This is a genomic window from Nitrospirota bacterium (assembly GCA_035516965.1).
Classification (GTDB): Bacteria; Nitrospirota; UBA9217; order UBA9217; family UBA9217; genus MHEA01.
Genome location: DATIZR010000104.1, coordinates 22,680 through 33,841 on the forward strand (window position 1 = coordinate 22,680; position 11,162 = coordinate 33,841).

The following is an 11,162-nucleotide window of genomic DNA, read 5'->3' on the forward strand; positions in this document are numbered from 1 at the left end:
GGCTAATGGCCTCCTGCAGCCGCGGGAGCCGCCTTCGGCGCCATGGCATCAGCGAGGATCTTGATCCCTTTCTGAGATTCATCAACGGACCGCGTCAAGGATTCTCGCGCCAGTTCGGGGTTGTGGAAGCCGTCTGAGTTCTCCGCAGTCCAGTATTCCCACAGGATATGGGCCCGGAGGTGCTGGTCCTGCGCCTGCTTGATGACTTCGGGATCCACACCGGCCTTCCTGGCCTCAACGATCTTGTCGATGAGCGCCGAAAGCCAGAATTCGGCTTTTCTCATCTTTCCCTTTCCGTAGGCCTTGATCGAGTCGATGGTGTACTTTGCCTGCTCTTCGGTCCACGAAGGGTGGCACTTCGCTGCCAGACAGGTCTCCTTCAGCTGGACCCGCGGCGTCACGGCAAAATGGGAGGTGAAGGTCTTGCCGGTTTTCTTGTCCGTGACCCTGGGTGTGTGGCAGGCGGCGCAGCCGACGCCCGCTTTGGCGTGCTTAGAATTGTAGTATGTTTCAGCCTCGGGATGCTGGGCTTTCCACAGGAGCCCACCGGTGAGCCCGTGCTTGAAGTCGAGGAAGCCCACCTGCTTCACATAGTGGTCATAGAGCCCCAGCACGTTCTTAAAGGGGAAATGGTTGGTCCGCGGGTCCGCCATGGTCACGCTGTACTTGGAAGTATCGGGATTCTTCGGGTCGTACCCCGGGTTGCAATTGTACTCGACATGGCACTGGCCGCACTGGAGCCGGGTGTCGTATTTCTCAAGGATCGCTATCTTTCTCGTGAAGCCGCGCGTGCCCATTTCGATGACCTTGAAGTTCGTGTGATTGGGGTCCTGATGCCAGACCGTGTCCGCCTCGGGCCTTGTCAGTGCCTGGATCAGGGCGTCCCGGACGATGCGGGGCTTCGCGGCGTGAGGGTCGTGGCAGTAAAAGCAGTTCAGTCCGTATTGGAGGTCCCGGACGAGCTCAACGGGCCTAGAGGTGCGCGACCATTGCGCCCCTGGGACGGGCTCTCCCAGGTAGGACCATTTGAGAATCAGGTCCTGGGACTTGCACTGGAGGCAGACCGGGTTTGCCGCTGTCGCGCTCTGGGGCATGAAGGTCTTCTGGTCGCTTGTCCCGGGCTCCCGGTCCATCAGAATATCCCATGCCTTTCCCTTTTCGAGCACATAGGTCCATCCGTTTTTCGGCTGGAACCTGCCGCCGTAGGCCCGGTCAACCACGAGGTGGTCAGGCAGCATGTTGACGTGGCTTCTTGTGAGATTATGCTCCTTCGTAAATCCGTGGCCCATCATAAGCTTATCCCAGAAGGGGTTGGGTGCGCGATTCGTGAGCTGCGACTTCTCGTCCCGCGCGGGGCGGTGATAGGCCTCCTGCATGAAGCTGTCATACTGCTCCTTGTGACAACTTCCGCATGCCTCCCAGGACACGTCCGTGACGGGACGCGTGTCAGGACCCGGGTTCTCCAGGTGTTTGGCCAGACCGGAATGACAGCTGGCGCAGTTTATCTTCGCGTGTTTTCCCAGGGTATGGAGTTGCTTGATCTTGTCATGACATCCGTAGCAAGTGTCTACGGCTACGTTTTTTTCTGGCGTTTTTTTCGCGTTTCCCCCGTACTGCGCACCCACGTCCTTGATCCAGATGACAAGAGCGAACACGACGATAAAGGGAACGAGAACGCCAATTGTTTTCTTCATCGAAACCTCCCTGCAATAAGGAATCTGGTTGTCTCATTTTCAACGTTCAGTGGAATGCGTGACCGCAGTGCCGCGATTCACCCCCTTCCGTCCGCTCCGAAGGGCTGATCCTGCAGCATCAATTATCCTGGTGAAATAGAAGTGCTGTTGTGAGATTGCAATATTAAAGCCTATTGCGCCGCCTTGTTGTTATGATCTGTATCATACGCCTTCCTGATCAACGAGCTTTTTCCCGTTTCACGAGAGGTCATGCAAGAATGTCCGTTCTGTGGTATAAGTTCTCATCATGGAGAACAAAATAAGAGCGCTTCCTGTGTTCTTGGCCATTCTCGGCATGGCGTTTTCCGTCTCTTTCCAGCATGCCTGTCATAAGGAGACCGAGGAGGAAAGAGTCAAGCATGCCGTTCAGGCGATCCAGAAGGGGACAGAAATCAAGGATATCAGGGCGATCCTCTCCCATATCTCGAAAAATTACCGCGATCCTCAGGGGAATGATCGCGAGGGAATCAAGGGACTGCTTCTTTTCTATTTTTATCAGCACAAGTCGATCTCGGTCATCCTGAGCAATCTTGAGATCACCGTCCGTGAGGCATCGGCCACAGCCCGCTTTGAAGCGATCCTGTCAGGCAGGTCCGGCGATTCCGGGACGATCCTTCCCGAAGCGCTGGGTGCATACCGTTTCTCGGTCACCTTCTCGAAAGAGTCGGGAGAGTGGATGGTCGTCGCAGCCCAGTGGGACCGGCTCAGCGTGGCGATACCCTGATCCTGTCCCTGGCCCCGAATAACCGCTTGATATGCAGGTCTTTCTATGCGATAATCTCAACCCGATATGCGATTGTATCCATCATCGGTGAGTTCCTATCGAGGCGGTCTTGTGCTGATCCCGGTCTGGACAGGCATTCTCGTCCTGCCTTTCACCGGTATCAGAGCGGCTCTTTCTCTGGCGGCTGCCGCCGCGCTTCTCATCGCAGTCGGGAACATGGCCGGCCACGGAACCGTTCAGCGCTTGCTCGTTTCGTTGCGGGAAAGGGCATCCCATGCTGTTGCCCGGTCCGCGCCGATCCGGGCAGCGCTCGGGTCCCGAACCTCCCTTGTCATGCTTGTCGTCCTGCTCATTGTCCTTCCTTTGTTCTTGAACGACTATTTTCGTGATGTTTTGACGCTCACCTGTATGTACGTCGTCCTTGCCCTGGGTTTGAATCTCATAGTCGGGCAGGCAGGCCTCCTGAATCTGGGCTACGTCGCCTTCTACGCGATCGGAGCCTATACGTACTCAATCCTTTCCACGACCGCGGGACTGCCGTTCTGGCCGGGACTCGTTGTGGGGGCGCTCGCCGCCGCGGGCTGCGCGGCCCTTGTCGGTCTGCCCACGCTCAGGCTGCGGGGCGATTATTTCGCGATCGTGACACTCGGGCTCGGCGAGATCACGCGCATCATCCTGAACAACTGGGACCGGATGACGGGCGGCCCGAACGGCATCTCGAGGATCGGGAGGCCGGTCATTGCCGGGTACACTCTTCACCGGACCATAGATTTCTACTATCTTATCCTGGCCATCGTGATCGTCACGATTTTTCTGATGCAGCGGCTGATTGCATCACGCATCGGCAGATCGTGGGTAGCTATCCGCGAGGACGAGGTGGCCGCAGAGGCCATGGGAGTCAATACGTTCAGGCTCAAGATGCTGGCTTTCGTTCTGGGCTCCGCCTGGGCGGGCCTGGCAGGCGTCTTCTTCGCCGCAAAGATGGCCTTCGTGTCTCCGGAGAGCTTCACCTTCTTTGAATCGGTCATCATCCTCTGCATGGTCGTCCTCGGAGGCATGGGGAGCATCCCCGGCATCATCCTGGGCGCGCTGCTCCTGATAACGCTTCCCGAGGTATTCCGTGACTTTCAGGACTACCGGATGCTGGCCTTTGGCATCGCCCTCGTGTTGATGATGATCTTCCGGCCCCAGGGGCTGTTGGGAACGGTCAAAACGGGGTCACGGTAGCATTCAAGAAAGTCCGGGATCGAGGATGGTATTGCAATGCTGCTGCTCGAAACAAAAACACTGACAAAGAACTTCGGCGGACTCAAGGCGCTTGACGGCGTCGACATGAGGCTGGAGCGGGAGAGGATCGTCAGCATCATCGGTCCGAACGGGGCAGGCAAGACCACCTTCTTCAACTGCATCACCGGGATCTATCAACCGACGCGGGGGAAGGCGATATTTCATGACCGAGACATCACCGGCATGGCTCCCCACGATATCACTGCACTCGGAATCGCACGCACCTTCCAGAACATCCGGCTGTTTAGCGGCATGACCTGCCTGGAAAACGTCATGGTAGCGGGCCACTGCCGGACCAAAGCCGGAGTGTTCGGCGCCATGTTCCGGCCGAAGCGGGTGGTCAAAGAGGAGCGGGACATGGTATACCGCGCAGCGGACATCCTGAAGTTCGCGGGTCTCGAAACCAGGCAGGCCATCCTGGCCTCGAACCTCTCCTATGGAGACCAGCGGCGTCTCGAGATCGCCCGCGCCCTGGGTACCGAACCCCACCTGCTGCTGCTCGACGAACCTGCCGCCGGCATGAACCCCCAGGAAACCCGTGACCTGATGAACCTGATCCGCAGGATCCGCGACAACGGCGTTGCGATCCTGTTGATCGAACATGACATGAAGGTCGTCATGGGAATATCCGACAGGGTGCTCGTGCTGGATCACGGGGTGAAGATCGCCGAGGGAGCTCCCAGGGATATCCAGGACGATCCCCAGGTCATCGAGGCCTATCTTGGCAGGGAAGCTCATGCTTGAGCTCCGGGACGTGACCGTGTCCTACGGCATGATCGACGCGCTCAAGGGGATCAGCCTTCGCGTCAACCGGGGAGAGATCGTCGCCCTGATCGGGGCAAACGGCGCCGGGAAGTCAACGACGCTGATGTCCGTCTCCGGCGTCACCCCTCTCCGGGGCGGAACGGTCCTGCTCCAAGATCAGCCCATTTCCGGCCTGCCGTCTCACGAGATCGTGCAGAGGGGCATTTCGCAGGTCCCCGAGGGACGAAGGATATTCCCCCGCATGACGGTGTGGGAAAACCTTGAGCTCGGCGCGTTCCGCAGCACGAAAGAGGAGTTCAACGGGGATATTGCACGCATCTTCGACCTCTTCCCGGCCCTGGCGGAGCGCAGAAGACAGCCGGGCGGTACGCTGTCCGGCGGAGAACAGCAGATGCTGTCCATCGGCAGGGCGCTCATGTCGCGGCCGAAGCTGCTCCTCCTGGATGAACCTTCCCTGGGGCTTGCACCGATCATCGTGAGCAGGATATTCAGGATCATCAAGGAAATCAATGAACAGGGCATGACGATCCTGCTCGTGGAGCAGAATGCCAAGTCTGCGCTCCGCCTCGCGAACCGTGCCTACGTGATGGAAACCGGCAGGATCGTTCTGCATGGCGATGCTTCTGAGCTCATACAGGATCCGGGGATCAAGAAGGCCTACCTGGGGGAATAGGGCAGAGACGTCAGAAAACAGACTGAGGCTCCGTCGTCTGATATGGGTATGTCGAGAAACATCAAGCTGGTCCTGGAATACGACGGGACGAACTACCACGGCTGGCAGGCACAGGCCGGGACCGGCAGACCGACCGTCCAGGAAAGCCTGGAATCGGCGATCAAGGGGGTATCGGGCAAAGACGCGACCACATATGCCTCGGGGCGGACGGATGCGGGCGTTCACGCTCTGGGCCTGGTCGTCAATTTTCACGCCCCCGGCGCAATGCCGCCTGCCGCCTGGATGCCCGCGCTCAACCATGTGCTGCCCCCCGACATACGGGTCGTGCATTCGGAGGAAGTGCCCGAAGAATTCCACGCACGCTACAGCGCACAGGGAAAGACCTATACCTACCGGATCCTGAACCGGCGCGCGCCGAGCGCCCTGTACCGCAATTATGCCTGGCATGTTAATGTCCGGTTGAAACTGAGGCCGATGAGGCAGGCGGCAACGAGCCTGATCGGGAAACATGATTTTTCGTCATTTCGCGGCTCGAGATGTGGCGCGCGGTCGCCGATACGGACGCTCAGAAGAGTGGAGATCGGAAAACGGGGCGAATTCGTGGAACTCGTGATGGAAGCCGATGCATTCCTCCAGTACATGGTCCGGAACATCGCCGGGACGCTTGTCGAGGTCGGGCTGGGCAGGTTCGCCCCTGAGGATGTGGCTGCGATCCTTGCTGCTCAGGACCGCACCAGGGCGGGGCGAACGGCGCCGCCCCACGGACTCTACCTGGTTGCTGTTCACTACAATGGGGAGTAAGTTTGCAACTATGAAACTTAATCAGTATTTTTTGCACTTTTGCAAAAATTCACGTACGCCAATGCCTTGTATTTCATCCACTTATTACTGGCATGTTATGTGCAAGATTTTATTGCCGATCTTACCAATTCGTATGATGGCCGTTCGATGCGTCGCTCTGCAGCAAAAAACCCCCAATTTTAACGAAAGGAGAAGGCCGCTGGCGGCAGTACTGAATTCATGCCGGATCATTCATCCGATCAGCAGTGACCGAACTTGTTTTATTAATTAACGATCCGAAAGGAGAATGTATGAGGAATTGGTTGAACGCAACTCTGCTGCTTTTGTTCACCGCTGTTCTGGTCCCCGCCGCGCACGCGGCGACGGATGCCGCGACCTGTCTTGGCTGCCACGGGTCCATGGAAGGGTCCGTGAATGTCAACCAGGAGAAGTATGCGAAGTCGGTACATGGCTCCTTTGATTGCGTCATGTGCCACATGCAGTTGAAAGGGGACCAGCACAAGGGGCTTACGGGACATGCCGACAAGGCCACGCAGGAACTCGGTGCCCTGATTGCCGCCAAGAGCAAGATCGATCCCATTGCCCAGGCGGCCTGCGCGCAGTGCCACGGAGAAATCTATCAGGCCTACAAATCGAGCGTTCACGGGAAGAACGTCATCGTCAAGAAGTCCTCCGACGGTCCGGTCTGCACGAGCTGTCATGGTTCTCCGCATTATATCCAGCCAAAGTCCAGCAAGGAATCTGCGGTAAACCATTTCAACGTGGTTCAGACCTGCGGCCAGTGCCATGAAGAAAAGTTCATGTCCGAGAAGTACGGGTTCTCGCCCCTGGTCATGGATCGCTATCTGGAGAGCTTTCATGGCAGGAAGCTGAAGGTCGGTCATATGAACGCTCCGGCGTGCCCGAATTGTCACGGTGCCCATGACATCAAGAGCGATAAGGACCCCTCATCGCCCGTTGTCGGCGAGAATAAGGTCAAGACCTGCTCGAAATGCCACGCTGGTGCCACGAGAAAATTCGTTGCCGCGATCACGCACAAACCGCTTAATCCGGTCGCGCACTTCGTGGAACTCGCCCTCGTCGTCCTCACGATGAGCGTGTTCGTCTTCATCTGCGTTCATGTGCTCCTCGATATCTTTGCGGACGTCCGCGATCGCCTGTTCAAGAAAGGAGACAAACATGAATAAGACCGTACCGGCAGAGATCGAGAGGTTTGACCTCTCCGCCAGGATCCAGCATGTTATCATGTTCACGACGTTCCTGCTCCTGTCCTTCACGGGCTGGGGCCTCAAGTATGCCTATCAGGACCCGGCCAGCGCCTGGATCAGCTTCTGGGGCGGGGCCAAAATGGCCGGCATCATCCACCGCGTCGCGGGCATCACCATGCTGCTCGATTTCGCGTATCACCAGTTCTACCTGATCAACAAGGCGCGCAAGGGAGATTTCCGGTGGTCCCTGATCCCCATGCCGAAGGATGTCGTCGACCTGTTCAACAATTTTCTGTACTTCTTCGGCCTCAGGAAGGAAAAACCCTATTTCGGGAAGTTCAACTACATGCAGAAGTTCGATTACTGGGCGGTCTACTGGGGCATGTTCATTATCGGCGCGTCAGGGTTCTTCCTCGCATTCCCGGTGACCGTGTCGTCGATCTTCCCCGTCTGGACGATCCAGTGGATCTGGGATGTTATCTTCGCAATGCACAGCGATGAGGCGCTGCTCGCCATTGTGTTCATCCTGATCTTCCATTTCTATAATGAACACCTGCGGTCCGAAGTCTTCCCGATGAACTGGATGTGGCTCACGGGAAAGATGAGCATCGACCAGCTGAAGCACCACCATCCTGCGGAATATGACCGGCTGTACGGGGATAAACCGCAGAACAAGAAATAAAGGACTTCTCGGCACAAATAAAAAACGGCGGCTCTCTTCAGAGGCCGCCGTTTTTGTTTGGTGGACGGGATGCTGAGTACCTAGGGGATTCGCTCAAGCGTTCCGTGTTTCATTTTGAGCCTTGTCCCGGCGCGTACCGCGAGTTCCGAGCTGTGGGTGACCATGATCATCGTCATTTTGTGCTCCCGGTTGACCCGTTCGAAGAACGACATGATCTCTGCCTCGGTCTCCTCGTCGAGGTCGCCTGTTGGTTCGTCGGCCAGGACGATCTCGGGATCATGAATGAAGGCGCGCGCGATCGCGACCCGCTGCTGCTCGCCGCCCGAAAGCTCCGAAGGATAGCGGTCGGTCTTGTCTCCCAGGCCGACCATTTGCAGAAGCTTCACGGCGTCAGCCGGGGTCTTATTTCCGCCGAAGACGGTGGGGAGCAGGACGTTTTCCGTGGCAGTGAGGGTCGGGATGAGGCTGGAGAACTGATACACAAACCCGAACTTCTCATTCCTTAATTTCGAGAGCTTCGTGTCGTTGTAGGACCGGATGTTCGCGCCATTGATGAACACGGAGCCCGCATCAGGCAGCGCGATGCCGCCAATGAGGCTCAGCAGCGTGCTTTTCCCGCTTCCCGAATGCCCGACAATGGTCACGAATTCGCCCGCCTGAATAACGAGGTCCACGGGCAGCAGCGCCGGGATGGTCTTGCCCGATACCCTATAGGTCTTTGACAGTCCCTTCAGTTCGATCATGCGGTTCCTTTCTTCTGAAGCCTTCTGGCCGAAACAATGAGTGCGACGGCCATGATCAGTCCGGCGATGATGGCAATGAACCTGATCGCCGGGACCATGCCGTAATTGCAGGGCATCTGGCTGCTGTGGCAGAATCCGATCTTATCTGGGAGAAAGTAGGATGCGACCGACAGAATTAGTGCGATGCCTCCGCCGGCAAAGGCCATCCTCGCCGATTTCACGAGCAGGGTCAGGATTCCGGCCAGCAGGAGCAGGACGCCCACGATCTGCTCGGCGTGCGCCGTGTCCGAACAGTGCATCCTTGCAAAGCCTTCGTATTCGCAGGCCGGGAGAACATACCGGGGCACGATCATCAGCAGGATGCCGCTGATTATCGCCGTCAGGCCGATCAGCTTCTTCATTGCACAGCCTTCATTGCCGCATCAAAATCCAGGGCGCTGCCGTATGCCGCTGCGTCCTTCCTGTCCTGAAACGCAGCAATGCCCCAGCCCATGGGTGAACTGAATTTTTTTGCAGACCACACATAGGAGGCGCTCCGCGCGTCAATCCAGGCGCCGCTCGGGAAATCCTTGACCTGGATCCTGACATTTTGCGGTTTTTTTCTGTTCAGGTACGCGAAAAGGTCGCCAATGTCGCAGAAATAGAGGTCCTTGCCTTCCTCGACGATCTTTGCGGTGAATTTCGACCCCACCTCGAGCATCATGCCGCACTCCGTGCAGGTAATGGTCTCCGCAACAGTCGGAAGCGCGAACGAAAGAGCCAGTATTGCCGCAAACACGAGAACAAACGATGCCCGCTTCATGTCATTTCCTCCCCGCGTCGATCTGTTTTTTTAACGTGGCTGCAAGGGGTTCGTCAATGTTCTTCAGCCGGGAGTGTTCTTTCATGGCAGCGTCCCGTTTCCCCGCCTTGAGATAAGCCATGCCGAGATTGAAGTGGGCGATACCATAGTCCGGGCGCATGGAGATCGCCTTCTGGAGAGCCGCTATCTCCTCGTCTATCTTGCCCAGCTTGCCGTAGGAGAAGGCCATGTTATTATAGATCATCGGCTGTTTATGCTCGTATTTGGCGGCCTTGGTGAAACTCGCGACCGCCTCCTGATACATGCCGAGCCTGTTGTAGGCAGTGCCCAGCTTGAAATGGGCATACCCCATGTCGGGCCGGATGGCGACCACTTTTTTGAGCGTCTCGATCTGCTCCTGATACAGGTTCGCGCGTTCATAGAACTCCGCCAGATGGAACTGCGCATCGGCGTCGTTGGGGTTGCTCTGGATCTTTTCCCGCAGCAATTCGATATCGCTCTTCTGTTCGACGACCGGAGCGCTCTGTTTTTTTTCTTCCGAGCAGGAAAGCATCGTCATCGCCGCAAGGAGCAGTATCACGATATATCTCATTCCGCGCTCCTTATGGCCTCATAGGGTTCCGTCCGGATCACCGACAACGACGGCAGCAGCGCCGAAAGCAGCCCGGTGACGAGCGAAAATGAGACGGCCGCCGCGATCAGGCTTATCAGTTCGACAGGAGACGGGAACAGGTAGGGAAGTTTCAAATTGTGCAGCATCAGGTTCTTGAAGCTGAACAGCAGCCCGAATCCGAGTGCAACGCCAGCCGCTCCGCCCGTGGCTGAGAGCAGGGCCGCCTCGCTCAGGATGATCGAAGCGATGTGAAGCCGGTTCGCTCCGATCGCCCGGAGGAGGCCGATCTCCCGCCGCCGTTCGTTCACGATCATGTAGAACGCGAAGGCCATGATCAGGAGCACGATGACCCAGAGAATGCTGCTGATGGCGACGATGGCGTGAATGAGGCCGGAGAGCTGCTTCCGCACCGTGCTGATGACCGTATCGGACACGAGCGCCTTGACGCCGGGGATGTCATGCTCGATCCTGATGGCTACCCGGTCCGGGGTGAAGTCCTCGCCGACCTGGACCAGGACCGTCGATATTTTGTCCCTCCCGATCTCGAGCGGCTGTATCGCCTTGGTTTTTGAATTCTGGGCCATCTGATACGCGGACTCGAGACTCATGAACGCCGAGCGGTCAAAGAAGTCCATGCCCGTCGGCTCCATCGTGCCTGCAACATGGAAGGTGGTGCCGAAGAAGGGTATGTTGTCGCCGACGATGACCGGGATCTCCCTCCCCGTGATGATCTCGTTGGCCGCCAGCGGCCGGTTCAGGTGCTTTTCCAGCCACGGCTTCACCGTGAAATCCGTCTCGGGATCAAAAGCGATCAGGAAAACGTCCACATTGAAGCAGCAGGTGAAACTGGTGGGCTTGATGAAAAGCTGGGGCGTTGCGCTCTTGACGCCCTCGATCTTTCTGACCCTGTCGAGCACAGTCTTGTCCATAAGAAAACTGGTCGGCTCCCCGGAAAGGAGGGCGGCCTTCGCGTTCTTTTCGGCGTTTTCGGGAACCACCAGGATGTCGGCGCCGAGGCGGTAGGTGCCGAGCTTGAGCGCATTATTGATACTGCGCAGGAAGAGGGTGGCGGTGAACAGCGTGCAGGAGACTACGGCCACAATAGCCAGCAAAAGCCATGTCCGCGTGATC

At 57.5% G+C, this 11,162-nt stretch carries 13 protein-coding genes; 7 read left to right on the top strand and 6 right to left on the bottom strand.

Annotated features, from left to right (window positions below; genetic code table 11):
* Nucleotides 1-2: 2 nt before the first annotated feature.
* On the bottom strand, nt 3-1,694 hold the full coding sequence (locus VL197_15335; protein HUJ19356.1) for an ammonia-forming cytochrome c nitrite reductase subunit c552: 1,692 nt from the start codon (nt 1,692-1,694) through the stop codon (nt 3-5).
* A 286-nt stretch (nt 1,695-1,980) separates the two neighbouring features.
* Between VL197_15335 and VL197_15340 the strand changes: the two genes are divergently transcribed.
* The 7 genes from VL197_15340 (at nt 1,981) to VL197_15370 (ending at nt 7,873) form a co-directional block, all read left to right on the top strand.
* On the top strand, nt 1,981-2,457 hold the full coding sequence (locus VL197_15340; protein HUJ19357.1) for a hypothetical protein: 477 nt from the start codon (nt 1,981-1,983) through the stop codon (nt 2,455-2,457).
* A 111-nt stretch (nt 2,458-2,568) separates the two neighbouring features.
* Complete coding sequence (locus VL197_15345; protein HUJ19358.1) at nt 2,569-3,684, top strand: branched-chain amino acid ABC transporter permease; 1,116 nt, start codon at nt 2,569-2,571, stop codon at nt 3,682-3,684.
* 36 nt (nt 3,685-3,720) lie between these two features.
* The gene (locus VL197_15350) at nt 3,721-4,488 is read left to right on the top strand and encodes an ABC transporter ATP-binding protein (protein HUJ19359.1); all 768 of its coding nucleotides are present in this window, start codon (nt 3,721-3,723) and stop codon (nt 4,486-4,488) included.
* Nucleotides 4,481-5,182 carry an ABC transporter ATP-binding protein gene (locus VL197_15355; protein ID HUJ19360.1) on the top strand — a complete coding sequence of 234 codons (702 nt, stop codon included), beginning with the start codon at nt 4,481-4,483 and terminating at the stop codon, nt 5,180-5,182. The genes VL197_15350 and VL197_15355 overlap by 8 nt, the downstream gene beginning before the upstream one ends.
* Before the next feature lie 42 nt (nt 5,183-5,224).
* Nucleotides 5,225-5,983: a tRNA pseudouridine(38-40) synthase TruA gene (gene truA, locus VL197_15360; GenBank protein ID HUJ19361.1), complete on the top strand. Its 759-nt coding sequence runs from the start codon at nt 5,225-5,227 to the stop codon at nt 5,981-5,983.
* Nucleotides 5,984-6,273: 290 nt separating this feature from the next.
* Nucleotides 6,274-7,170, top strand: coding sequence for a cytochrome c3 family protein (locus VL197_15365; protein ID HUJ19362.1), 897 nt, complete (start codon nt 6,274-6,276; stop codon nt 7,168-7,170).
* Nucleotides 7,163-7,873 carry a cytochrome b/b6 domain-containing protein gene (locus tag VL197_15370; protein HUJ19363.1) on the top strand — a complete coding sequence of 237 codons (711 nt, stop codon included), beginning with the start codon at nt 7,163-7,165 and terminating at the stop codon, nt 7,871-7,873. Before VL197_15365 ends, VL197_15370 begins: the two co-directional genes overlap by 8 nt.
* Before the next feature lie 80 nt (nt 7,874-7,953).
* Here VL197_15370 and VL197_15375 read toward each other — a convergent pair whose 3' ends face one another.
* The 5 genes from VL197_15375 to VL197_15395 form a co-directional block, all read right to left on the bottom strand.
* The gene (locus VL197_15375; GenBank protein HUJ19364.1) at nt 7,954-8,616 is read right to left on the bottom strand and encodes an ABC transporter ATP-binding protein; all 663 of its coding nucleotides are present in this window, start codon (nt 8,614-8,616) and stop codon (nt 7,954-7,956) included.
* A complete protein-coding gene (locus VL197_15380; protein ID HUJ19365.1) occupies nt 8,613-9,017 on the bottom strand; it encodes a DUF4418 family protein in 405 nt (134 codons plus the stop codon). The genes VL197_15375 and VL197_15380 overlap by 4 nt, the downstream gene beginning before the upstream one ends.
* A complete protein-coding gene (locus VL197_15385; protein ID HUJ19366.1) occupies nt 9,014-9,418 on the bottom strand; it encodes a nitrous oxide reductase accessory protein NosL in 405 nt (134 codons plus the stop codon). The genes VL197_15380 and VL197_15385 overlap by 4 nt, the downstream gene beginning before the upstream one ends.
* A 1-nt stretch (nt 9,419) precedes the next feature.
* Complete coding sequence (locus VL197_15390) at nt 9,420-10,010, bottom strand: tetratricopeptide repeat protein (protein ID HUJ19367.1); 591 nt, start codon at nt 10,008-10,010, stop codon at nt 9,420-9,422.
* Nucleotides 10,007-11,162 (bottom strand): FtsX-like permease family protein (locus VL197_15395; GenBank protein HUJ19368.1); only part of this gene is annotated, 1,156 nt, incomplete at its 5' end. The genes VL197_15395 and VL197_15390, both read right to left, overlap by 4 nt.

Excerpts from the sequence above, each read along its gene's own strand:
- VL197_15335 (HUJ19356.1), bottom strand. The coding sequence starts at position 1,694 with ATGAAGAAAACAATTGGCGTTCTCGTTCCCTTTATCGTCGTGTTCGCT.
- VL197_15340 (HUJ19357.1), top strand. The coding sequence starts at position 1,981 with ATGGAGAACAAAATAAGAGCGCTTCCTGTGTTCTTGGCCATTCTCGGC.
- VL197_15350 (HUJ19359.1), top strand. The coding sequence starts at position 3,721 with ATGCTGCTGCTCGAAACAAAAACACTGACAAAGAACTTCGGCGGACTC.
- VL197_15355 (HUJ19360.1), top strand. The coding sequence starts at position 4,481 with ATGCTTGAGCTCCGGGACGTGACCGTGTCCTACGGCATGATCGACGCG.
- truA (HUJ19361.1), top strand. The coding sequence starts at position 5,225 with ATGGGTATGTCGAGAAACATCAAGCTGGTCCTGGAATACGACGGGACG.
- VL197_15365 (HUJ19362.1), top strand. The coding sequence starts at position 6,274 with ATGAGGAATTGGTTGAACGCAACTCTGCTGCTTTTGTTCACCGCTGTT.
- VL197_15370 (HUJ19363.1), top strand. The coding sequence starts at position 7,163 with ATGAATAAGACCGTACCGGCAGAGATCGAGAGGTTTGACCTCTCCGCC.
- VL197_15375 (HUJ19364.1), bottom strand. The coding sequence starts at position 8,616 with ATGATCGAACTGAAGGGACTGTCAAAGACCTATAGGGTATCGGGCAAG.
- VL197_15380 (HUJ19365.1), bottom strand. The coding sequence starts at position 9,017 with ATGAAGAAGCTGATCGGCCTGACGGCGATAATCAGCGGCATCCTGCTG.
- VL197_15385 (HUJ19366.1), bottom strand. The coding sequence starts at position 9,418 with ATGAAGCGGGCATCGTTTGTTCTCGTGTTTGCGGCAATACTGGCTCTT.
- VL197_15390 (HUJ19367.1), bottom strand. The coding sequence starts at position 10,010 with ATGAGATATATCGTGATACTGCTCCTTGCGGCGATGACGATGCTTTCC.